Origin of the sequence: Arcticibacter tournemirensis (assembly GCF_006716645.1) — a bacterium.
Lineage (GTDB): Bacteria > Bacteroidota > Bacteroidia > Sphingobacteriales > Sphingobacteriaceae > Arcticibacter > Arcticibacter tournemirensis.
This window is the reverse complement of the sequence record NZ_VFPL01000001.1, coordinates 2,251,285-2,273,711: the sequence shown is the minus strand read 5'-3', so window position 1 is coordinate 2,273,711 and position 22,427 is coordinate 2,251,285. Positions and strand designations below refer to the sequence as shown.

General features: G+C 43.0%; 21 protein-coding genes. 10 read left to right on the top strand and 11 right to left on the bottom strand.

All coding sequences use genetic code 11. The features are described from left to right. Nucleotides 1-59: 59 nt before the first annotated feature. From BDE36_RS09505 to BDE36_RS09470, 8 genes are all read right to left on the bottom strand, one after another. A complete protein-coding gene (locus BDE36_RS09505; protein ID WP_141814679.1) occupies nt 60-1,589 on the bottom strand; it encodes a PAS domain-containing sensor histidine kinase in 1,530 nt (509 codons plus the stop codon). Nucleotides 1,590-1,698: 109 nt separating this feature from the next. Then, nucleotides 1,699-2,763: a Gfo/Idh/MocA family protein gene (locus BDE36_RS09500; protein WP_141814678.1), complete on the bottom strand. Its 1,065-nt coding sequence runs from the start codon at nt 2,761-2,763 to the stop codon at nt 1,699-1,701. 83 nt (nt 2,764-2,846) lie between these two features. Beyond that, entirely contained in the window at nt 2,847-3,254 is a 408-nt protein-coding gene (gene mscL, locus BDE36_RS09495) for a large-conductance mechanosensitive channel protein MscL (RefSeq protein ID WP_141814677.1), read from the bottom strand. A gap of 123 nt (nt 3,255-3,377) precedes the next feature. Beyond that, a complete protein-coding gene (locus tag BDE36_RS09490; protein WP_141814676.1) occupies nt 3,378-3,815 on the bottom strand; it encodes a QcrA and Rieske domain-containing protein in 438 nt (145 codons plus the stop codon). A gap of 23 nt (nt 3,816-3,838) precedes the next feature. Further along, a complete protein-coding gene (locus BDE36_RS09485; protein WP_141814675.1) occupies nt 3,839-4,771 on the bottom strand; it encodes a DUF5777 family beta-barrel protein in 933 nt (310 codons plus the stop codon). A gap of 21 nt (nt 4,772-4,792) precedes the next feature. Next, nucleotides 4,793-5,338 (bottom strand): YceI family protein, encoded by a 546-nt coding sequence (locus BDE36_RS09480; protein ID WP_141814674.1) that lies wholly within the window; start codon nt 5,336-5,338, stop codon nt 4,793-4,795. A 4-nt stretch (nt 5,339-5,342) separates the two neighbouring features. Further along, entirely contained in the window at nt 5,343-6,536 is a 1,194-nt protein-coding gene (locus BDE36_RS09475) for an outer membrane beta-barrel protein (protein WP_141814673.1), read from the bottom strand. After that, nucleotides 6,533-7,165 carry an RNA polymerase sigma factor gene (locus tag BDE36_RS09470; RefSeq protein ID WP_141814672.1) on the bottom strand — a complete coding sequence of 211 codons (633 nt, stop codon included), beginning with the start codon at nt 7,163-7,165 and terminating at the stop codon, nt 6,533-6,535. The genes BDE36_RS09475 and BDE36_RS09470 overlap by 4 nt, the downstream gene beginning before the upstream one ends. Nucleotides 7,166-7,463: 298 nt before the next feature. Between BDE36_RS09470 and BDE36_RS09465 the strand changes: the two genes are divergently transcribed. Together BDE36_RS09465 and BDE36_RS09460 are read left to right on the top strand one after the other, a co-directional pair. Continuing rightward, complete coding sequence (locus BDE36_RS09465; protein ID WP_128769273.1) at nt 7,464-8,324, top strand: hypothetical protein; 861 nt, start codon at nt 7,464-7,466, stop codon at nt 8,322-8,324. A gap of 214 nt (nt 8,325-8,538) precedes the next feature. Then, the gene (locus BDE36_RS09460) at nt 8,539-9,408 is read left to right on the top strand and encodes a DUF4349 domain-containing protein (protein WP_141814671.1); all 870 of its coding nucleotides are present in this window, start codon (nt 8,539-8,541) and stop codon (nt 9,406-9,408) included. 30 nt (nt 9,409-9,438) lie between these two features. Here the strand turns inward: BDE36_RS09460 and BDE36_RS09455 are convergent, their stop codons facing one another. The 3 genes from BDE36_RS09455 to istA all read right to left on the bottom strand — a co-directional run bounded on the left by BDE36_RS09455 (nt 9,439) and on the right by istA (nt 12,488). Beyond that, nucleotides 9,439-10,095 carry a DNA alkylation repair protein gene (locus tag BDE36_RS09455; RefSeq protein ID WP_141814670.1) on the bottom strand — a complete coding sequence of 219 codons (657 nt, stop codon included), beginning with the start codon at nt 10,093-10,095 and terminating at the stop codon, nt 9,439-9,441. Nucleotides 10,096-10,193: 98 nt separating this feature from the next. Beyond that, nucleotides 10,194-10,940: an IS21-like element helper ATPase IstB gene (gene istB, locus BDE36_RS09450; RefSeq protein WP_141814234.1), complete on the bottom strand. Its 747-nt coding sequence runs from the start codon at nt 10,938-10,940 to the stop codon at nt 10,194-10,196. A gap of 24 nt (nt 10,941-10,964) precedes the next feature. Then, a complete protein-coding gene (gene istA, locus BDE36_RS09445; protein ID WP_235904557.1) occupies nt 10,965-12,488 on the bottom strand; it encodes an IS21 family transposase in 1,524 nt (507 codons plus the stop codon). Nucleotides 12,489-12,821: 333 nt separating this feature from the next. Here istA and BDE36_RS09440 point away from each other — a divergent pair, with 333 nt between their 5' ends. From BDE36_RS09440 to BDE36_RS09405, 8 genes are all read left to right on the top strand, one after another. Further along, nucleotides 12,822-13,241, top strand: a complete 420-nt coding sequence (locus BDE36_RS09440) for a hypothetical protein (protein ID WP_141814669.1) — start codon at nt 12,822-12,824, stop codon at nt 13,239-13,241. 107 nt (nt 13,242-13,348) lie between these two features. After that, nucleotides 13,349-14,734, top strand: a complete 1,386-nt coding sequence (locus BDE36_RS09435; protein ID WP_141814668.1) for a TolC family protein — start codon at nt 13,349-13,351, stop codon at nt 14,732-14,734. Nucleotides 14,735-14,743: 9 nt separating this feature from the next. Further along, nucleotides 14,744-17,926: an efflux RND transporter permease subunit gene (locus BDE36_RS09430; protein ID WP_141814667.1), complete on the top strand. Its 3,183-nt coding sequence runs from the start codon at nt 14,744-14,746 to the stop codon at nt 17,924-17,926. Between the two features lie 20 nt (nt 17,927-17,946). Then, a complete protein-coding gene (locus BDE36_RS09425; RefSeq protein ID WP_141814666.1) occupies nt 17,947-19,059 on the top strand; it encodes an efflux RND transporter periplasmic adaptor subunit in 1,113 nt (370 codons plus the stop codon). 5 nt (nt 19,060-19,064) lie between these two features. Next, nucleotides 19,065-19,631, top strand: coding sequence for a TlpA family protein disulfide reductase (locus tag BDE36_RS09420; RefSeq protein WP_141814665.1), 567 nt, complete (start codon nt 19,065-19,067; stop codon nt 19,629-19,631). Nucleotides 19,632-19,680: 49 nt separating this feature from the next. Then, complete coding sequence (locus tag BDE36_RS09415; RefSeq protein WP_141814664.1) at nt 19,681-20,127, top strand: protein-disulfide reductase DsbD N-terminal domain-containing protein; 447 nt, start codon at nt 19,681-19,683, stop codon at nt 20,125-20,127. A 10-nt stretch (nt 20,128-20,137) separates the two neighbouring features. Beyond that, nucleotides 20,138-21,814, top strand: coding sequence for a protein-disulfide reductase DsbD family protein (locus BDE36_RS09410; RefSeq protein WP_141814663.1), 1,677 nt, complete (start codon nt 20,138-20,140; stop codon nt 21,812-21,814). A 28-nt stretch (nt 21,815-21,842) separates the two neighbouring features. Then, entirely contained in the window at nt 21,843-22,421 is a 579-nt protein-coding gene (locus tag BDE36_RS09405; RefSeq protein WP_141814662.1) for a TlpA family protein disulfide reductase, read from the top strand. Nucleotides 22,422-22,427 lie beyond the last annotated feature (6 nt).

Genomic DNA, 22,427 nt, shown 5'->3' with positions numbered 1-22,427 from the left:
AACCAACATGGGCACAAACCGTTTGAATCAATAAATTAAAATAAAACACTGACAAACAATCAGTTCTTGCGATATATTGGTAGCGTAAACAGTAATTTCGTTCCTTGTCCTTCTTCGCTCTCAGCCCATATCCTGCCACCGTGCCGTTCTACAAACTCTTTACACAGCAACAACCCTAAGCCTGTGCCACTTTCATTTTTAGTTCCGTAAGTGCTAAATTTAGAATCAGGAAGGAATAATTTTTCAAGAAGTACTTTCGGTATCCCAATGCCACGATCTGTGATTGAAATCAAGACCCACCCTACTCTTTCTTCAGCATGAAGAAAAATAATGCTCTTTTCGTAGCTAAACTTAATAGCATTTGTGATTAGGTTGCGCATGATTGTATTTAACATTTGCCGGTCGGCATAAACCATCAGATCACTATCTGTGTCATATTCAATAGTAATGTTTTTATTACCAGCCTGTATCATCAGGAAGTCTGAGCGTTCAGAAAATATGTCTCTTACATTAACGGGCGTCGGCGAAAAGGCAATGTTTTCTGTCTGCGCCCGGCTCCACTCGAGCAGATCATTTAGTAAACTAAGTGTGTTACCAATCTGCTTGTCCATAATCCCCGCTATTTCTGTGACACCGGAGATATTACCCTTTTGCAGATCCTGATTTAAGAGGTCGCTCATTATCTTCAGTGACCCCACGGGATTGCGCAGGTCATGTGCAATTATGGAGAAGAACTTGTCTTTTGTATTGTTACTGTTCAGCAGTTTTTGCTCGTACTCCTTTCGATCTGTAATATCATGAACAACAGCCACATAGAAGAGAGGATGGGATAATTGTTCACGAAAGGCCGAAACACAGGAACTCACCCAGATTATCCTCCCATCCTTCCGACGGTACCTCTTTTCAATTTTGTACTCTTCCCGTTTCCCTTCTTTCATTTCTCTCCTCAAAAGCACTTCTGTTTCGAAGTCTTCCTTGTTGGTAAACTCAGAGTAATGCATCATCTGAAGTTCAGCCAGAGAAAATTGAATAAGTGACAAAAATGATTGGTTGGCTGAAACCGTATATCCGTACTCATTAACATAAATAATTCCGGTGTTCGCATTTTTAAAGATATTACGATATTTGGCTTCGCTCGATTCAAGTTTCTTCTGCTGTAATTTTTGTTCTGAGAGATCTGAAAAGGTTATTACTGTGCCGGTTAACTTCCCGTCCACCAACTGCGGATAACAGGAGTAACTAACGGGTATTGGAATTCCATCAGCCCTCCAGAACACTTCATCGTTTACGGAAATATGAATTCCAGAAGTGGATGCATGTAGAATTTTACACTCATCTACTGGGTATGAGCGGCCATCAGGGTGGGCGAAATGCAGCAAACTATGAAGCTTCTTCCCGAGAAACTCCTTCTCAGAACTATATCCCAGCATTCTCAAACTCGCTAAATTGCAGTATACACACAGCCCTTGCTGATCAAGAGCAAAAATACCTTCTGTAATCGAACTTAGGATTCCGTTATAATCAATTTTCGGTCGTCCCTCAGTCGACTGACTACTTACCTTATCTTCACTTTCTGGTATATTATCCATTATGACAATAACTTGTATTCATCACTGTGGTTATACAGACTTTATCCTATAAAGTTGCATGCGCAAGGCCAAAGACTTTATCTGAAAGGATTTTTTGAATTCACTATTATTAAAACACTATTCGCTTGCCTTCTTTTGCTGAACGAGAGGCAGCCTCAAGTATTCTAACCACAATCAAATTATTAGACAATGATGAAAGATCATCGCCGGGCTGCACCTTCCCTCTCAACACATCTGCTAAATAGGAAAGATTATCCTGGTATATAGCAGGTTTAACCTCTATTTTTTCCGTAATATCCTTCTTTCTCTGGTATAAGTTACTATTGTCCAGAGCATGAAGGTATCCGCCTGTACCAAAAACCTCAAGATCCTTAATATTAAACGGCCAGTTCCACGAGGCTTCGATTATACCTGTCGCCCGCGGATATTCAAGTAAGATAGTAGCGTCATCGTCAACCTCAGGATAAACAGAAGGCTTGATTTGCCGGGTAATAGCAGTAACTGCTATTGGCATTTGTCCCTTCATTATCCAGGTCATCAGATTTGCTCCATAACAACCAAAATCCCTGATCGCACCTCCTCCATTCTGAATAGGGTCGGTAAGCCAGCTTAAGAAATCAGCGCTGCATCCTATTTCCTTTGGACCATTATGTCCATCGTGCACGATCATTTTCCGTATCTCGCTAATATTACCCGATTGCACCAATGTATTAACCTGCTGATTCGAGTTATACCAGGTTGTTTCGTAATTAGTGAGCACATGAATATTATATCTGGCGGCGAGGCTCGCTATTCGTTCAGCATCTTTCACTGTAGTAGCAAGTGGTTTCTCCACCATAACCGAAACTCCCTGAGGGGCACAAGTTTCAACCACACCTAAATGATCCGCAATAGAATTATATGCCAGAACGGCGTCGGGCTTAGTGTGCCTTAAAAGAGCAGGCAGATCTTTAAAAAAAAGTGATTCGGGGAGGTTGTATGTTTTAATAAACCGGGCTGCTATTCTTTTATCTGGTTCTGCGATGCCCACAATAATCACTTCTCCCCGTTTATACTGGTTCATCGCATTATGCACATGATCATGACTTAAACCTGCAATACCAACTCTTAAAGGTTGCTGCGCCCGACAAACCAAAACAGCTGATAATAAGCAATAAACGAGAATATGTTTCATGTTAATAAATTAGGATAGGCCAAAGGAACACAACCCTCCCGCCTCAAGCGTTCCGGAGGATAATTACACTAGCTAAACGTGCATTATTTCGTTTTCAGGAGATCACGTATCTCTGTGAGCAGCACTTCCTGTTTAGTAGGTGCAGGCGGAACGGCAGGACTATCAGCCTTCTTACGATTCAATTGATTTATTACCTTAACAATAATAAAAATACAAAGGGCAATGATAAGAAACTGAATGAGTGTATTTAGGAAATTGCCGTATTTTACGGATACCTCTGCCACAGAATTAGCTGTATCGGCCGGCTTCAAGATCCATTTTTTTTCAGAAAAATCAATCCCTCCGGTAAGAAATCCTATAGGAGGCATAATCAGATCATCCACCAGAGATGTGACTATTTTACCAAAAGAGGCACCGATAATTACACCAACTGCGAGATCAATAACATTGCCCCGCATTGCGAACTCTTTAAATTCTTTTACAAATCCCATAACAAAATGATTTATTGAAGATACGTTTTTATGTTCTAAAATAAATACTTATCTGAGAAATATTACTTCACTCTATAACAACGGGATCTGCACGGGATCTGTAAAAGAATACAGTGTCTTCCTTTATGAAGATACTGTCAATGTTGAACCGGTAATTTGTACTGTATAAGTTTTAAGGGGCGTAGTTGCCGGCCCCTGTAAAACCGCTCCTGTGGTACTGAATTCACTGCCATGGTTCGGGCAAATAAATTTGCCCTGTGCATTGCTGTAAGTCACCGGCGTCCCCTGGTGCGTGCAGGCTATTTGTAAGGCAGCAAAAGAGGCAGGCAAATTATTTTGTGCAATTCTGACGAGGATTATACCGTTACCAGTTTTAAATTCACCTGTATTCTTCATTTCGGCATCAAGGTTAACGGTCAACAACCCATCGGGGCCATCGCCGCCATCCGGGTCAGGAGTTGCTTCTTCGGCAGGGCTGCTTCCGCAGGAAGCCAGACTACAACCCATACATACTGCTGCAAGGCTAATGCCCAACGTAGACAAGAATTCTTTTCTTTCCATGTTATTGATGTTTAATTGATGAATTACTTATATGTACTTTTATGTCCGCGGTTAAAATCAAACACACGTGTAATAGTAAATCCGATACGATATTGGCCGTCTGTCCATTTGGATTCAGTATCAGCAAGGTAATTTATAGGTGATATAGCCTGTGCATTACTGAAGTTGAGCGTAAAAACATGCCCTCCAGTTTCAATTTCAATGCCTGCAGCAGAAGGATCATAAAACTTTGGAGCTTCACTGTCGTTTCTGAACTTAGAGAAAGGGTGAGCATAGTCAACTACAATACCCATACGCTTTGTCACTTTCAAGCGACCAGCTGCCGATAACGAAAAGATATTCCTTTCGTTGCCTGCTATATATGGAAAGGGAAGATTATTCCTTAAAAAAGAAGGTGCAATTTCCAGTGAAAACCGCGAAGAGAACTTACGTGAGATAATAGCCTGGTAAAAATACGAGAGCCTGTTTGAGTAATCGTCAAAGACATTTGTAGTTACCTTGTAAGGTTTTAGTCCAATAGACGCAATAAGTGTAGCAGCAAAAGGCACACTGTTGTCCGACGTTTGTTTAAGAACATTATATTTCAGTCCCAGATCAAGCAGCTGTTCATACTTACTCCGGCCAAATGTAATATCCAGGTTATCCCTAAGGCCGTACTCAAAGCCAATATAAATATCGGAAGAATTATCCAGCCCCCACAAGGTCTCTGCCCCGCCCCCAGATCCGGCAACATCGCCAAAGCGGTGAACTACCATAAAGTTTAGGTTATTTTTCTTTATAGTTTCAGTAGTTGAGGTCAGAATCAGCCTTGTAGATTTAAATGATGCTATTACCGGCTCTGCCTTGTCCTTATCGACTAAAGCGTTCATAATAGAATCAGTTGATGTAGAATCGGCTTCCTGCGCCAGCGCAGCTGTCGATACAAGCAGGAGCATAGATATCAGCGTTTTTCTCATAACATTGGGGAGTATGGGTGATTATTTTTGATAATTAGTGTAATCAGTGGAAACCTTTACCTGAATACTTTCGGCAATCTTCTGGAAAACCAGTCGCGGTATCTCTATTTTGTGATCTTTACATTGGACAGTGAACTCTGAAGTCAGTCTCACGGTATTTTTATTTACGATAATGGTGCCCGGAATGGTCCTGCTTTGTTTTACGCCATGAACGTCCAATATGCCTATGGCGCGAACCGGATATGTTCCTTCTTTTGAAACATCGAACTTCTCCTGAATCTTTCCTTTGAATGAAGCGTTGGGAAACTTATCACTTTCCATATAGTTCTCGTTGAAATGCTCCTGCATAAGTGACTTATCGAATTGGAAGGACTTAATAGGGACTGTAAAAGCAACGGCTCCGGTAGTGGTATTGAGTACCGACACACCTTTTCCCGACACCGCTTCGATATCTTCAAGCGGAGCCTTGGAATAGAGGCTGATACGTGCGTTCTTTGAGACGTAGCTCTCCCCTCCTGCCTGATTCATCCCGAATCCGGCAAGCAAAATAAAAGCGATATATTTCATACGACTATTGTTTTCTTCGGCTATTAATGTTCCACCCCACGCCAAAAGCTACTCCTACCGACCTTAGATCTATTCCTTCGTTACCAATATCAGTTAAGGGTAGCTTTAAATAGGGCTGCATTATTAAGTTCAAACTTTTACTTACTTCGCGCTGATAGGTAGCATTCAGGTTCAGCACTCCTAATATATGTTTGTTCTGGTTCGATACCCGATAAGTGTACTCGCTATTATCTGTGTAGTTGAACGTGTATTTCTCGCGAAGCATAAAATAGGACGATAATCCTGTGCCCAAGCTAAACGTACTTTTTCCGTTCCTGAAAAATTGGTAATTGACATTAACAGGAACATCAAGAACCTTGCAGTTAGCAACCACATTGTCCGTCTGACGATTGCCATAAGAGTAAGAATAGTCGCCTGCTTTAAATTGCTCGGAGCCAATCTTATAAGGTTTAACTGCATATCCCATCCCGGTCGAGAGGCTCCACTTAGGCGATAATTGCAGCGACAATTGTATTCCTGCGTTTACTCCTACCTGCCCATTCGCAAACGAATTGACGCCATTTACATCAGGGGCCGTGATAACAGCCAGGGAAATACGTGGAACTTTGCTGGTCGCTGCTTTCCTCTCCTCGCGGCTGTCCGCTGCTATATCCAATGCATCTGCCTTCTCTGGCTCAACGCCTGCAAAGACAGGAGTAGACTCAGGAATAATGCTGTCGAGCGATATTTTACTTCCTGTAAACGCGCTGGTATTTGAATCCCTGCCTATCCCTGCCATATAAGCCCTGGATATTTCACTAAACGGCAACCGCTCAAATACTACTGCTTTCTCAATGTTATTCTTACTGTCAACCTCCTTCTTCTCGTTCGTCGGACTTAAGGCCCTCGGGGGTTCCGCATAGGTTTTACCTAACGGCTTATTACTTTTTCTATGCTGTACGCCGACCACCTTATTAACCCGGTTGCTGACTGTTGTAACTGGTTTTAAAAAAGGAAGAATTAAAAACAAGAGAAATACAGCAGCAATACCAGCTGAGACAACATACAACCAAATTACACTGTTTTTACGGGGCCGGCTTTCATTCATCATTTTCTCCAGTACCGTCCAATCCTCCTCACGAAATTCAGCATTCCCCTCAGAGCTGTTTAGTCCTTCTCTGAACTGGCGATCTATTTTATTTTCGTCAGGAGTCTTCATTTAAATATCCCGTTGTTAAAAAAAGTAACACTTAAATTAATTGGATTAATGGCAACTATAGTTGTGTAGGAATCACCACTTGCATTTCCACCAATAGAATCAGCTTGCAAGACCATTCGCTTCAATTTATCCCGTGCCTTAAATAAATTAGACTTAGACGTTCCAGCGCTAATACCAAGCATTTCTCCTATTTCTTCATGACTATATCCCTCAATAGCATAAAGATTAAATACTGTACGATAGGCATTAGGAAGTTGCTGAACCATTGCCAACAGATCGTCATAACGTAATTTTTTATCCGGAAAATCATCGTGACCAATATCTTCAGCTTTTTCAAGGCCGTCAGTGTTCGCCATTTTCAAATTGCTCCGATAATAATCTATTGCCGTATTCGTCATAATCTTCCCCATCCATGCTTTAAAGGGCTTATCATGACTGTACTTATCAAGATGCGTGAAAATTTTAAAAAAGCCATTATTCATAATTTCAGCCGCTTCATAACGATTACCTGCATAACGAAGGCATATGCTCATCGCAAATCCATAGAATGCCTTATAAAGCACTTTCTGATCCTTTCGGTCCTGCTTTAAGCAGCCTGCTATTAGTTGATGTAGTTCTGCCTCGCCCATAACGGGTACATGCTTTTCTAAAAGTTTCTGCCTTTTTTTAACATATCACGGAATGAACAGCTGTTTGGTTGCCTTGGTATTGACTTTTTTTTATTTTTTTCTCAGATAAATAATTCATCGGTACATAATCAATATTAAATATATGAAATTTTCAAAATCACCGCGCAATAGCCCTCAATAAAGCCTCCTTTGATATAATCTTACTCATTTGCACAAAAACATTTTCCACCACAGGCAACCTTTCAATTTTTCAGGGCGTAATCACTATCAGCAAACTCATTTATTAATTACATTTATTATGGAACTAAAAAAACTATGCTATCTGCTGACAGTTGGGGCTCTTATCCTAACAGGCTCATCCTGCAGCAAAGATGACGACGACAACGGTGATAACACATCAACGGTCACGGGTGTTCAACTTAGCTCAAATGCTACTTTTGGAAACATTATTACCGATAACACCGGTCAGGCACTTTACTTTTTTTCGAATGATGCGACCGGAAGTTCAAGCTGTACTGATGGCTGTCTTGTTGTGTGGCCTGTTTTTTACAAAGACAATCTATCTATTGGTGCCGGATTGAATGCCTCTGATTTTGGAACTATCACCCGTGCCGATGGATCAAAACAAACAACCTACAAAGGATGGCCATTATATTACTACCAGAGCGATACTAAGGCGGGAGAAGTAAAAGGCGACGGCGTGGGTAATAACTGGTTTGTTGCTAAAGCGGACTATACGGTGATGGTTTCCTACACACAGCTGGTAGGGGATGACGGAGTGCAGTACAATAGTAGCGGTCAGGCGGGAGTGGGAATATCACAGTACTTAACTGACCCTAATGGTAATACGCTGTATGCTTTTAAGAATGATAGGTTTAAACAAAACAAATATTCAAATAACGATCCTGTCCATGACGGGGTGTGGCCGGTATATGCTATTAACAGCATCGGCAGCATTCCTTCAATACTGGATAAAACACAGTTTGATGTTATAACCGTTTTCGGCAAAACTCAGTTGGTCTATAAAGGATGGCCTCTCTACTACTTTGGACCCGATAACATGCAACGTGGTAAAACTTTAGGAATAAGTGTACCCGTACCCGGCGCTGCTATATGGCCCATTGTCAATACAAGTACAGCGGTAGCGGCATCCATGTAAAGCTATCCGGTCATTTGCTTCCTTGTTCAATGAGTTGCCTCCAGCGGATGGGGAAGATCTAAAGATGACCGGACTCATATACCACAGTTTGGAAGTTCCTGTCAGCGATGGGGAGAGAGAGGGCGGGGGCTTACCGGACTGTGGCTTTTCTGTTGTAAATACTAAAGAGGTTACCTTTTAATGGACTGGCGTATCAATTTAAAAATTAACCAGTATGAAAACTCCCGCTTCCATTTTCTGCTCCGTTATCTTTTTCTTCTTCGCCGCCTGCAGTTCTAATAAGCACGAAAGTGCTGAAATGTATCCAAGTGCAGACTCTTCAATGTCGGTCTCTGGAATGAGAGGCGATTCCATCAAGCTTGTAAAAACAGCCGGAATGACCATCAAGGTAAAGAACATATATGAGAGCAGCCGGACGATTTCAGAAAAGGCGCGAGTTCTTGGCGGTATTGTTACGCATCATAACATTGAAACCTTTCAGGATAAAGAAAAGAATCTCCAGATATCAGCAGACTCCGTCTTAGTCATCTCCGCCTATTCGACGCATGCCGATATAACTGTAAAAGTACCTACAGATAACCTCGAAAAATTCATGAATGAGATCGCCTCCGTCGCTACGTTCACTCTGAATAGCAGGTTGGATATTGAGGATAAAAGTATAGATTATCTTGCATCGTCAATGAAACAGAAAATAAGACAGGAACTCTTAATAGACGGGAGAAAAAAAGCTGTTAAAACCGCTGACGCTACAGCCTTAATAGAGAAAGAAGACGGAAAGATTGATCAGGAAATAAATAAGAGGCGGATAGATGCCGATGTGCGATACAGCGCTGTTTCTCTCAACCTTATACAGCCGCCTTTGATCCAAAAAGAGGTTATCGCTAACTCCGACCTTTCTGTTCACAACCTTCCTATTTCGCAAAGGGTGAGCAACGCTTTTTATTCAGGCTGGCATCTTTTTATCAGTTTCTTTGTTGCGCTCGTCCATTTATGGGTGTTCATTCTTCTGGGACTGGTCTTTTGGATGGGCTTTAGATTCTACAAGGCAAAACATACAGGGATGATCCACAACTCAAAACAATAATCAACCCGGCAAAGCGAGTTTCTGATCAAGTTACTTTTGCATAGCAATAGCCTTTAGCTCCGCAGGCATTTTTTCAATAGCATACCTTAAAGCTGTTCGGGGCATGACCGCCTTATGTTTAGTAACGTACTCGAAAACCTCTTTTTGATATGATTCACTCGCAGCTTTAAGCATCCACCCATAACCCTTCTGTACAAGATCGTCGCCATCCAAAAGAAGAATTTCCGCTATTTCAAAAATCTCATTCAGAAATTTGCCCCGGCGGGCCGGTATAATGAGCGATACTGCCGCCGCACGTCGCATCCAGCGATTGGGCGATTCTGCCCATTGTTTTAAAGAATGAATATAATCAGGATACATTTCAATAAACGTCCCTACTGTATGATTGCATAAGGTATCGCATGACGCCCAGTTGCTTACATACAAATCTATCCAGCGGCTGAATATTGCAAAGTCCCCAGGCTCATATGTCTTATGTAGATAATACGACCAGTTGCAGGCAATGAATGATTCTTCCATATAACCCGAAAGCCACAATTCTTCACAGAGGTTAAATATCTCCAATTTAGGCTTCTCTTTAAGGCTGGTGAAGTAGCTTTTTCCTATTTTACTTACTACCGCTGTTTTTACACCATAAATTTTAACTGTGGATATACCAATTAAAGTGTCCCCCGTTCGCCACTGCAAACTGTCCCCTCAGAGTTGAGGTTTGAAAAGAACAAAAGTTGTTGTACAGATTGGCACTTTGAACTGATGCTTTTAGTCCGGTTTAACAACTATTATTTTTACAAAAATACATTTTCCGGTTTGGATTTTTTTCTCCTTAGAGATTCTCCAAACAATTCGACTCTTAAAGAGTGGTGAACGATACGGTCAAGTACCGCGTCAGCGATTGTCTTTTCACCAATGATATCATACCAATCCTTAACCGGAATCTGCGACGTGATCACCGTGGACCGTTTTTGGTGCCTGTCCTCAATGATATCAAGCAATGCAAGTCTGGATTGAGGATCAAAGGGCTGCAGACCAAAGTCATCCAGGATGAGCATGTCCAGACGCTCTATCCGCTTGAGTTCTGCCAGCATAGTTCCTTTTGCCTTAGCCAGCTTTAACTGGCCCATCAGCTTAGCTGTATTTACATACATGACTTTATACCCGTTCTGGCATGCATGATACCCAAGAGCGGTAGCCAGGTAACTCTTGCCGGTTCCTGTAGAACCGGTGATAAACAGGTCTTTGTGTTCTTTGATAAAGTCCAGTCCTGCCAGCCGGTGCACCTGGTTTTTATCCAGTCCGCGGTCAAAGGAGTAATCTACCTGTTCCAAAGATGCTTTGTACCTGAAGTTAGCTGTCCTGATGGTTCTTTCGATGAAGCGGTTACGTCTGTCGTCCCATTCACTGGCCACCAGCAGGGAGACAAACTGATCGGCCGTGAGGGATTCTTTCACTGAAGTCTCCAGATTTGTTTTAAAAGCATCATACATGCCGTAAAGGCGAAGCTGACGCATCTTCTCTAGTGTTTCGTTGTTCATTATTCTTTATAATTTTATAGCTGGTTACTGATAATATTCTTTACCCCGGATGTTGTTGTGTAGAGGAATAGTGGCCGGTTCATCTTCAGGGGTAAGCTGGTCCAGGCGTTTACGGAGGATCTCCTCTATGACCGGATAGTTGTACTGTCCAATGTTGTCGGCCCAGCGGCAGGCGCCGGCAAGGCGGTCGGAGCCTACCCGTCTGGCAAAGCTCAGGATACCGGAACATGATTTATAAGCCTGCTCAGGATAGGCTTTGTGCTCCAGTACCTGGGCGATATATCGTGCTACATCTTCATGGATCTGTTCCGCTTCCTGTATAAACTTTTCGGGTGTCCATTCGGTTAAAAAGCGGTGCTGTGAGGCCAGATGCTCTTTGTCAGTAGTATAATGGTACTTGATCCGGTTGCGCTTATGGGCAGCAACCTGCGTGTAATGGAAATAGATCCGGACTATAGCAGAGGTATAAAGTACTTTTACCTTCTTACCAATATAAGTGTAGGGCACGCTGTAATAGTGAATATCTTCGCCTAAGCGCACATAACCGTTCTTCATCACTGTTGCCATGACTTGTTTGTGCACTTCGTACCGTATTGGGTTAAGTGTGCCAAGGGCTTCCCGTTCAATCTCTTCAAACTGTTCACGCCTCGAATAGCTGCGACCAGAAAAAGGTTTGTTGTTATGAATCTCCAGCGCCGGACGTATGGCAGCGTTCAGCGATTCCAGGTCACTGAACCTGCGGCCCTCCAGTCGCTGGTAAATACTCCGGTAGATCAGTTTAACAGCCCCTTCCACCAAAGACTTGTCGCGCGGCTTATAAGCTCTTGCAGGAACTACAGTTACCGAATAATGCTCCGCAAAAGCTGCGAACTCATCATTGAGCACTGCCTCATACTTGCTCCCTTTGGTTACCGCTGAACGCAGATTATCTGGAACGATCGCCCGGGGCACACCCTCGAAATAGTGCAGGGCATTCTCGCAGGCCCTGATCAGATCTTCCTTGCGCTGGCTTTCCACAGCTTCCACGTATGTAAGCTGGCTGCAGCCCAATATGGCTACAAACACCTCTGCATCACGTTCAGGACCATCAGCAGGATGAAATTGAAGTTTGCTCCCGGCAAAGTCGATATACATCTTATCACCTGCTTTGTGATCAATATGCATCACAGGTTTGGAAAGCTGAAGATAAGTATGGATAGCATTGTTAAAACGGGATCGTCCGTAACCTCCAGGATGTTTCGCTAAGTATTCCACATGCAATAGCTCACGGGTTACACCCTTCTTTTTTAGTCTTTTACAATACTCAGGAAGCAGTAACTCAAGTTCCTGCCGCCGGGGACTGTTTACAGTCTTGGCTGCCGAAGTCATGAAAAGTACCGACAGTTCACTATCGCTCTTGGCACTGAATTCTTCGTGGGTAATACCAAGCTGATGCCACACGCGAACATACTTTTTTACGGTAGTACGGGAACTGCCGACCATCCCATTAATGGTCTTGGTGCCGGTTCCCTGGCAATAAAGACGGATAATCTGCCTAAGTTTATTCATTTGAATTGGTTTATTGGACATTGGCATCAAGGATTTGTGTTTAGCGAAAAGCTAACAAAAACCCGGTCCATAGAAACCTTCGGAACTAAACTTTATGTTCTTTTCAGGGGATCACTTTGATTTGGCCAAAGGGGGACAGTTTACTTTGGCCGAAGGGGATCACTTTGCTCTGGCAGAGGGGGGCATTTTCAATTGGCCAAAAGGGGTCAGTTTGGTGTGTTTTATCCAATATCGGTAAAACATACCAGACTTCACATCTTTTCGTGTTAAAAAACACTAAAATACCCATTTCTTCTTGTATGCTTAAAGAATTAAAAGTATTTTTGTAAATTGATGAACAGGACTGTACCACATATTTCAGCAACTTACAGGCGATACTTCTTTGTATTCGCCACGTTCTTGTTGGTATTGCTTACATCCTGCCCAATCAAAAGCAGCATTAAAATTTTTGCAGGTCTGCCCACACAAACAGAAAGCGGCGTTCCTAAGACCAATCATAGTTTTCCGGCAAGCTCGCTGGAAAAATGTAGCAAGATTGAAACTGCCGACAACCAGATTGTCCAAAACTTTAATTTTAAGGCGAACGATTTATTACCCGTTCTTCTTTTTACGGCTTCGCTTCTTTTCCTTATCGGCTTCCGTCCGTTAAATAAAGAAAACAAGCATCCACTTTATAGCGGTAGCAACAAAATCCGTAGTTCTATTCCTATCTTTTTGGAATACCGGAAGCTCATCATCCACTTTGCCCGCTAATTCTTTTTTCCTATTGACTGTGATGCAGTTTCAATAGGCTTTCTATTGTTTTCATTTTAAAATAATCTTAGGTCGTATAAGCGACCTCTCCAAAATTGTATCATAATATGATAAAACATATTATGGCAACCACATTATTATGGTTAGCCATTGTTGCTGCGCTTCCACTATATGCACAGCAACAACAGGAATATACTTTAGGCAGCTTGTGGTCTAAAGTCGAAGAAACCTATCCCGGCGTTGGGGTAAAAACATCGGCGATAGATGCCGCAAAGTTCAACCAACGGGCGGTTAAGGGCAATATGCTCCCACAGGTAAACGCACAGGCACAGAATACCTACGGAACGTATGAGGGAAGCGCAGGAGCGTTTTTTCCGCAGGCAGGCTTTTTCAATGTTAGCGGTTCGGCAGTACCACTGGACGGTAGTTCTACGGCTGCCAATACTTTTGGCTCCGCCATTGTTCAATGGGAAGTATTTTCTTTCGGAAAGTTGCGCAAGCAGAACGAGGCTGCGGGTGCTTTATATGATAAATCGGTAAGTGATAAAGATGCTTACATACTCAACCTTAAAAAGATACTATCCGAAAGATACATTACACTTTTGTACAACAATGCCAAGCTGGACTGGACAGCGAATAACGCAGGACGTTTGGATGATATTCGCAAAATAACTTCGAGCTTATCCGCTTCGGGTTTAAGACCGGCAGCAGACAGCCTGCTTGCTTCCTCATCCTATGTACAGGCATTGGGCGAAAATGATAAATGGAATGGATTTAAAAATGCTTCCCTTATCAAATTGCTGGAATTGTACGGTAATGACAGCGTTAATTATACTGCATCTGCCAGCCGCTTCGGTAATCCCGCAGAAAATAATTTCAATAGAGTAAATAGTATAAGCCCATCGCATCCAATTTTAGATGCTTTGGATAAACAATCAGCCTATTATACGTTAAGCGGCGAAGCACAGAAAAGGTCATCCTTGCCATCCATTAACCTGTTAGGCGGTTACGCTTATCGGGGTACAGGTATCAACCCTAACGGAACAGTATCGGGAGCGTGGATAAACGGGTTCAGCAATACGACCAATAACTTTTTGGCGGGCATTGGTATTACGTGGAATTTGACGAGCCTGCATACCAACCGTATGAAAGGGGAACAATTGTTCAAAGAAGCGGAAAGTACCAAATTGCTGCATTCACAATACGAACAGGCAATGCAGGCAGATCTATCTGCTTCGCAGGCAAAAATCATTCAGCAGTACGAACAACTCAGGAAAACGAAACTTGCTGTACAGCAATCGCAGGACGCTTACAATATGTATCTGGCAAGGTACAAAAGCGGTCTGATCACTTTAAGCGAATTATTACAGATACGCATTTTGCTGGAACAGGCAGAGAATGCCCACATAGAGGCTTCCCGTGATTATTGGATGCTCCTTGCTTACGAGGCGGAACTGACCGCCAACTTCGATTTCTTGTTTAACAATCTTTAATTATTGCTTATGAACCTGATAAGATTTGCGTTAAGGAAACCGATTGCTATTATGGTAGCAGTGCTTACGATAGCTTTCTTTTCCTATAACACAGTAAAAAAAATAAACGTAGATATATTCCCCGAAGTGGAATTGCCTGCGATATATATTGCTATGCCTTATGGTGGTTTGTCGCCAGCCTATATGGACGGGTTTATGGCAAATGAATTCCAAAAGGTACTCCTGTTTGTAAGCGGTGTAAAGAACATCGACTTCAAAAGCGTACAGGGATTAACACTGATGAAGCTAACATTTTATCCCGGAACGGATATGGCACAGGCAGCCGGAGAGGTTTCTACCTTTACCAACCGGGCAATGGGCTTCCTGCCGCCCGGAGCCGTACCGCCAATGGTAGTACGGTTTGATGGTAGCTCACTCCCTGTTGGACAATTGGTATTTGAAAGTGAGCAGCGTTCGGTAAACGAATTGCAGACACTCGCCATTACGAAAATCAGACCGATGTTTACCGAAATTCTCGGTATCACTTCTCCAGCACCGTTTGGGGGTAATATCCGTTCGATAATTGTAAACATCAATCCCGAAGCAATGCAGGCGAGCGGGCTAAGCCCCGAAGAAATAACAGCCGCCATTACTAAAAACAGTCTTCCTTCGCCTGCCGGAAATATCCGCATAGGCGATGAAAATTTGATGGCTCCGATTAACTCCATTGCCAAAAATCCCGAAGAATTTTTGAACACGCCTGTAAAAACAAGTGATAACCGAACTATTTATGTGCGTGATGTGGCAAGCGTGTTGGACGGTGCAGATCAGACCGTAGGTTATGCGGTGGTTAATGGCAAAAGGTCGGTTTACCTGCCTATCATCAAAAAAGCAGATGCCTCCACTTTAGATGCCGTAAAGAACTTAAAGGCTTCTATACCGATGCTCAAAAGCCAGTTGCCTGAAGATGTTGATGTCCGTTACGAATTTGACCAATCGACCTACATCGAACGTTCGCTTTCCAACCTGATACACGAGGGCATATTGGGAGCAGTTTTCACAGGCTTAGTGATATTGCTGTTTTTAGGCGATACTCGGGGAGCGATTATTGTGGTACTGACTATCCCGATTGCTATCCTATCAGCCGTTACAGCACTGCATCTTTTCGGGCAAACCATTAATATTATGACATTGAGCGGGCTTGCCCTTTCCATCGGTATCCTGGTCGATGAAGCCACGGTAACGATAGAGAACATACACCAGCATATGGAAATGGGCAAATCCAAACAGCGGGCAATCGTAGATGCCTTGCTCGAAATCTCTATTCCTAAATTACTGATATTGCTCTGTATCCTTGCGGTACTTACACCTGCCTTTATTATGACAGGTATTCCGAAAGATATGTTTATGCCTTTGTCTATGGCAGTGGCATTTGCAATGGTCGCTTCCTTTTTGGCTTCGCAAACGTTTGTGCCGATTTTGGCAAACTGGATGATGAAGAACAAGCATAATGATGAAGCCAACACACCAAGAAAACGGGCATTCTTTGACAAGTTCCGTGTCAACTATTCCTACCGGATGCGTAAATGGTCAACAAAGGCAACCCCGCTTTTTATAGGATATGTTTTGGTTGCAGGATTGGTTACTGCTTTATTGCTTAACGTAGTGGGTACAGACGTAATGCCTGTTTCCAATAACGGCGATTTTCAGCTACGACTGCAAGCCCCGCAGGGAAGCAGGCTCGAAAAAACAGAGCAGCTTGTAAGAGATGTTACTGATGATATTCGTGAGATAATCCCTGAAAACGGCATCAAACTAACTTCCGCATTTGTAGGAACACACGCCGCAGGAACGCCTATCAACCCGATATTCCTATTTACAAGTGCTTCACACGAAGCAGTATTGCAGGTATCGGTCAATCAGGATGTGTATGAGGGTTCTATGGAAGAACTGAAAGAAAACATACGGAAAAAGATTGCCGAAAAGCATCCGGATGTCGCTTTCAATTTTGAGCCGATGGAGCTTACCGAAAAGATTATGGGACAGGGTGCAATGACACCTATCGAAGTAAAAGTAGGAGCCAATCAGATAAAAGGAGCATTTGCGCACGCATCAAAGATTGAAGCCAATCTTAAAAAAGTGCCTTACCTGCGTGATGTCCGCATTGCCGAAGCTATCGCTTATCCTACATTGGAAATAGATGTAAACCGTGACCTTGCGGGGCAGTTCGGGCTTACAATGCAGGATGTTACCCGAAGCCTTGTTGCCGCTACTTCTTCAACAAGATATACCGATAAGAACCTGTGGATAGACCCGAAATCGGGATTGGTATTCCAAACACAAGTGCAGATACCTGAAGCAATTATGCAATCCGAAGAAAAGCTGCGGTCGCTTCCGCTCAAAAAAGGAAGCCTTCGCCCTGTGTTGGAAGATGTGGCGACCATACGCAAAGTTACATCGCCTGCACAGGTAAACCGTAAGGGACCGAACCGCTACGTTACCGTAGTTGCCAATGTATATGGTAAAGATTTGGGTACAGCTTCCAAAGCGGTTAAGCAAGCCATTAAAGATGCCGGGGAACCGCCACGTGGTACAAACGTTTGGACGGAGGGAACATTACAATTATTGGATGATACATTAGGAAGCCTGTTAGCTGGTTTGGGCGTAGCCATTATTGCCATATTCCTGATGCTTTCGGCTTATTACCAATCGTTCAAAGTACCGTTGATTATACTTTCTGTTTTACCTGCCGTAATTGCCGGAAGTCTGATTATCCTTTTCATTACCGGAAGTACACTTAACCTGCAATCGTATATGGGTATCATTATGTCGCTCGGTGTATCGGTGTCCAATGCGGTATTATTGGTTAATCAGGCAGAGTTCTACCGCAAGAAATTAGGATTAAAACCGAAGAATGCTGCAAGGCTTGCCGCTTCATCCAGGTTAAGACCTGTAATAATGACTGCCGCAGCTATGTTGGCGGGTATGTTGCCAATGGCAATGGGCTTAGGCGATGGAGCCGAGCAGGTAGCACCATTGGGCAGAGCCGTTATCGGGGGGCTTATCGCTTCTACGGTAACTATCCTTTTGTTGGTTCCGCATTTCTTCTCTTCCCTGCTGTCGAGAACTAAAGTGATTAGCCCGTCATTAGACCCTGATGATTGCGAAAGCAGATATTACAAGGAGCCATCGGCACAACAAACTATATCATAACTCTTAAAATATTAAATACAATGTATCAAAGCATTTCAATAAATAAAAAATCAGGTATAGGACTGGCAATGGCGGCAGTGCTGACAATGGTTTTCGCTTCCTGTTCAAATAAAACGGAAGAAAAAGGACAGGGGCAAAAAAAGCAGGAAGTAAAGGCTGTTAACTATCCTGCCAAACCTGTGCAGTTCATCAATCCCGAATACGAAATATCTGTACCCGCAGAATTGAAACCGTATGAGCAGGTAGCCGTTTATGCAAAGGTTACAGGTTTTGTAAAACGAATGTACGTAGACAGAGGGGATCGTGTGCGTAGAGGTCAGCTTTTGGCGGTGCTGGAAGCTCCCGAAATGAACCAGCAATATCTTTCTGATAAGTCCACGGAGCAAAAGGTATATAGTGATTACCTATACGCAAAACAGGCTTATGACAGATTGGTAACCGCTTCCAAAACAACGGGAGCGGTAGCAGATATTGAGCTGGACAGGGCAAAAAGCGCAATGCAAAGTGCCAAATCAGCTTATGATGCTTCTAAAGCAGGTACGGCGCATTCTTCGCAATTGCAGCAGTATCTCCGCATTACAGCACCGTTTGACGGTGTGATTACCGACAGGAATGTTTCGGTTGGTGCATTGGCAGGAACTGGAAGCAATACGCCCTTATTTATGATGGCTCAAAGCAATAAGCTAAGATTAACCTTATCATTGCCTGAAAAACACGCTTCATCTGTAAAGCAGGGTATGCCTGCTACATTTACAATCAGCTCACAGCCCGGCAAAACATTCAATGCCGTTCTTTCCCGTACATCGGGCTTGCTCGACCAGCAAGACCGTTCCCTTACATTGGAGTTTGATGTGAGCAATCCGTCCGGCGAATTACAGGGTGGCGACTATGCACAGGTAAAGCTAAAATTACAGCGCAAAAATCCTACTTATTGGGTTCAGAGCAAAAGCGTGTTGAACACACAGTCGGGAACGTATGTACTGACCTTAAACGACAATGAGGTAAAACGTATAGCTGTAAGTGAGGGCGTTCGTTTGGATACGCTGACCGAAGTGTTCGGTAATCTTTCTCAACAGGATAAAATTATTGTAAAGCCTTCGGAAGAAATCAAAGAGGGCAGAATTAAAAAATAGGGATTATGAAGTTGAACATAAAAAAAATAGCCCTGCTCCCGCTAATAGCGATTACGGGATGGGCATACGCAGCAATCAATAACAATGGTATTGATGGAAGTATGAATAAAAATCAAAACACTAATGGCGAAAAGCCATTAGTGTCAAATGCGCAACCAACGCCTGATTTAAAGTTCAAGGACGAAAACGGAAAAACCATTTCGTTACACTCCTTAAAGGGCAAGGTTGTCTTTATCAATCTTTGGGCAACGTGGTGTCCGCCGTGTATTCACGAAATGCCCTCTATTAACGACCTGCGGAAGACCTTTAAGGATAACAAGGATCTGGTATTCCTGATGGTCGATGTGGACGGGAAAATAGAAAAGTCAAAAGAGTGGATGAAAAACAAAAAATTTGACCTCCCAGTACACGTTCCCGACGGCGACATACCCCGTGAACTATTTACAGGTTCTATCCCGACCACCATTATTGTAGATAAGCAAAACAACATCATCGGCAGGCAGGTGGGCGGCGCAGACTATTCGTCTAAAGAAGTCATTGACCTGATGACGAAACTTTTAAACGAAAAATAGTTGGTAATAAATAAGAAAAATATTCAGTAACAATTAAAAGATAAAAACAATGAAAAGGATAATATTTTTTGTCGCATTCTTATTCATAAGTGCCGCATCATTCGGACAAATACTAAAGCCTGTAAAATGGTCTTATGCTTCAAAACGCATCAACGATAAAGAAGCTGTACTGCTTTTAAAGGCAACCATAGAAGACGGCTGGCATATCTATTCGCAGACGGTTCCTAAAAACGGTCCGCAGCCGACAAGTTTTTCGTTCCAAGCGTCGAAAGCCTACCAATTGAACGGAAAGGTATTGGCAGCTAAACCTATTGTAAAGCACGACCCGACTTTTGATATGGAAGTGGGTTACTACAAAAAATCTGTGGTGTTCCAGCAAAAGGTAAAACTAACAGGTAATTCGCCTACGGTAAAAGGTACGCTTACCTATATGGTTTGTAACGACAAACAATGCTTACCGCCTGAAGAAGTGGCGTTCAGCATTCCTGTAAATTAAAGGATACAATATGAGATTAATAGCGAAAATATTAATTGTACTATTCATCAGTGGTTTGATGGCTGTTACTGCAAATGCGCAGACGGACAGTCTTGTATCCTATGATGATGTGGAGTTTACGGAAATAACGGAGCAGCAGCCTGTTCAGCAGGACAGTATCGAAGCATCAAAAGAGCCGGAAACTTCGTTAACACAAGAAAACGGGACTACCTTGCAAAAGAATGAACCCGCAACGAATAAAGGTTCATTATGGGCAATTTTCATTGCGGGTTTTATTGGCGGCTTTGCAGCATTGCTGATGCCCTGTATTTTCCCGATGCTGCCCTTAACGGTAAGTTTCTTTACCAAAAGCGGGCATACCAAAGGCAGAGCCGTAATGCAAGCAATGATGTATGGCTTATCCATCATACTCATTTACGTGTTATTAGGCATTTTGATAACGGTTATTTTCGGGGCGGATGCGCTTAACAGCCTTTCCACAAACGGGATTTTTAATTTTGCTTTCTTCGTTCTTTTGGTGGTTTTCGCCTTTTCATTTTTCGGTGCGTTTGAACTTTCTTTGCCCGCTTCGCTTGCAAACAAGTTAGACCGTAAGGCTGACCGAGGCGGTTTGTTGGGGCTTTTCTTTATGGCGGCAACATTAGCGGTCGTGTCATTTTCCTGTACGGGTCCGATTATCGGAACCTTGCTGGTACAGGCTGCCACAATGGGCGAACTTTTAGGTCCCGCCATCGGGATGCTCGGCTTTGCATTGGCTTTGGCAATACCGTTTACACTTTTTGCAATGTTCCCAAGCCTTTTAAAAAGCCTGCCGTCTTCGGGAGGCTGGCTGAACAGCGTTAAGATTACGCTCGGCTTTTTGGAACTGGCTCTTGCACTGAAATTTTTAAGCAACGTTGACCTTGCCTATCATTGGAATTGGTTTGACAGGGAGGTCTTTTTAGCACTATGGATTATTATTTTCGGGTATTTGGGCTTTTACTTATTGGGCAAGCTACGCTTTCCCGGCGATAGTCCTGCGGTAGATATAAGCCTGCCAAGAATGGTGCTGTCAATGGTGGTGCTTGCATTTACCCTGTATATGGTTCCGGGATTATGGGGCGCACCCCTTAAATCCATTTCAGCATTTTTACCCCCACAGGCTACACAGGATTTTGACCTTTATACTTCGTCATTAGGCAGAACACAAGCAAGCTATTCAACGGATGGCAAAGCCCATAAATATTCCGATATATTCCACGCTCCGTTAAACCTGAACGTATTTTTTGATTACGACGAGGGAATGGAATATGCTAAAAAAGCAGGCAAGCCTGTGATGCTCGATTTTACAGGACACGCCTGCGTGAACTGCCGTAAGATGGAAGCATCGGTATGGTCAGACAAAGATGTACTCCGGCTATTGAACGAAGAGTTGGTTATCATACAGCTTTATGTGGATGACAAGACCGCCTTACCGGAGGCAGAGCAATTTGTATCATCGTTCAGTGGTAAAAATATACGCACCATAGGTAATAAATGGAGCGATTTTCAGGCGAGTAAATACAACGCCAATTCGCAACCCTTTTATGTGCTTTTAAACCCCGCCAACGAAGAAATTTTGGTAAACCCTATCGGAGCAGATTATGACCCGAAAAGCTATTACAGCTTTTTGCAATCTGCGATAGACCGATACAAGAATAAAAAATAGAATTAGAAACAGTAAAAAATCACAGAATATGAAAACGCAGTTTAGAAATTTGGCAGTTCGTTCCGGGATTTTCATTATTACAGCTATCTCGCTGGCAGCTTGTGGAAATACGGATAAGAACAAAGAGAACAAGGTAGAAAGCGGAAATACCCCGACGGAAGAAGTTGCAACAACGGAAGCCCCTGCTCCGGCAGCTTCGGATATTTCTTTTAAGGACAAAAGCGGTAAAACGGTATTGTTAAGTTCCTTAAAAGGCAACGTGGTATTCATCAACTTTTGGGCTACGTGGTGTCCGCCCTGCATCCACGAAATGCCCTCTATAAACAAACTCAAACAGTCTTTTAAAGATAATGATGATATCGCGTTTTTAATGGTGGACGTGGATAACAAGATAGAGAAGTCCACTGCCTTTATGAAAGATAAAGGATATGATTTGCCTGTTTATGTTCCGGCAGGAGATATACCCCAAGACTATTTAGGCAGTGCTATCCCGACTACGGTTATACTCGATAAAAGCGGAGATATGATAGCCCGTATGGAGGGCGGCAGGGATTATACAAGCCCCGAAATTATCAAAGCCCTGAATGAATTGGTAGAAAGTAACTAACAGATA

What these genes read in the sequence shown, in the direction of transcription:
- BDE36_RS09500 (WP_141814678.1), bottom strand. Translation starts at nt 2,763, where the DNA reads ATGAAACATATTCTCGTTTATTGCTTATTATCAGCTGTTTTGGTTTGT.
- BDE36_RS09470 (WP_141814672.1), bottom strand. Translation starts at nt 7,165, where the DNA reads ATGGGCGAGGCAGAACTACATCAACTAATAGCAGGCTGCTTAAAGCAG.
- BDE36_RS09465 (WP_128769273.1), top strand. Translation starts at nt 7,464, where the DNA reads ATGGAACTAAAAAAACTATGCTATCTGCTGACAGTTGGGGCTCTTATC.
- BDE36_RS09440 (WP_141814669.1), top strand. Translation starts at nt 12,822, where the DNA reads ATGAACAGGACTGTACCACATATTTCAGCAACTTACAGGCGATACTTC.
- BDE36_RS09430 (WP_141814667.1), top strand. Translation starts at nt 14,744, where the DNA reads ATGAACCTGATAAGATTTGCGTTAAGGAAACCGATTGCTATTATGGTA.
- BDE36_RS09490 (WP_141814676.1), bottom strand. Translation starts at nt 3,815, where the DNA reads ATGGAAAGAAAAGAATTCTTGTCTACGTTGGGCATTAGCCTTGCAGCA.
- BDE36_RS09410 (WP_141814663.1), top strand. Translation starts at nt 20,138, where the DNA reads ATGAGATTAATAGCGAAAATATTAATTGTACTATTCATCAGTGGTTTG.
- BDE36_RS09460 (WP_141814671.1), top strand. Translation starts at nt 8,539, where the DNA reads ATGAAAACTCCCGCTTCCATTTTCTGCTCCGTTATCTTTTTCTTCTTC.
- BDE36_RS09405 (WP_141814662.1), top strand. Translation starts at nt 21,843, where the DNA reads ATGAAAACGCAGTTTAGAAATTTGGCAGTTCGTTCCGGGATTTTCATT.
- BDE36_RS09435 (WP_141814668.1), top strand. Translation starts at nt 13,349, where the DNA reads ATGATAAAACATATTATGGCAACCACATTATTATGGTTAGCCATTGTT.
- BDE36_RS09480 (WP_141814674.1), bottom strand. Translation starts at nt 5,338, where the DNA reads ATGAAATATATCGCTTTTATTTTGCTTGCCGGATTCGGGATGAATCAG.
- istA (WP_235904557.1), bottom strand. Translation starts at nt 12,488, where the DNA reads ATGAATAAACTTAGGCAGATTATCCGTCTTTATTGCCAGGGAACCGGC.
- BDE36_RS09475 (WP_141814673.1), bottom strand. Translation starts at nt 6,536, where the DNA reads ATGAAGACTCCTGACGAAAATAAAATAGATCGCCAGTTCAGAGAAGGA.
- istB (WP_141814234.1), bottom strand. Translation starts at nt 10,940, where the DNA reads ATGAACAACGAAACACTAGAGAAGATGCGTCAGCTTCGCCTTTACGGC.
- mscL (WP_141814677.1), bottom strand. Translation starts at nt 3,254, where the DNA reads ATGGGATTTGTAAAAGAATTTAAAGAGTTCGCAATGCGGGGCAATGTT.
- BDE36_RS09420 (WP_141814665.1), top strand. Translation starts at nt 19,065, where the DNA reads ATGAAGTTGAACATAAAAAAAATAGCCCTGCTCCCGCTAATAGCGATT.
- BDE36_RS09505 (WP_141814679.1), bottom strand. Translation starts at nt 1,589, where the DNA reads ATGGATAATATACCAGAAAGTGAAGATAAGGTAAGTAGTCAGTCGACT.
- BDE36_RS09425 (WP_141814666.1), top strand. Translation starts at nt 17,947, where the DNA reads ATGTATCAAAGCATTTCAATAAATAAAAAATCAGGTATAGGACTGGCA.
- BDE36_RS09485 (WP_141814675.1), bottom strand. Translation starts at nt 4,771, where the DNA reads ATGAGAAAAACGCTGATATCTATGCTCCTGCTTGTATCGACAGCTGCG.
- BDE36_RS09415 (WP_141814664.1), top strand. Translation starts at nt 19,681, where the DNA reads ATGAAAAGGATAATATTTTTTGTCGCATTCTTATTCATAAGTGCCGCA.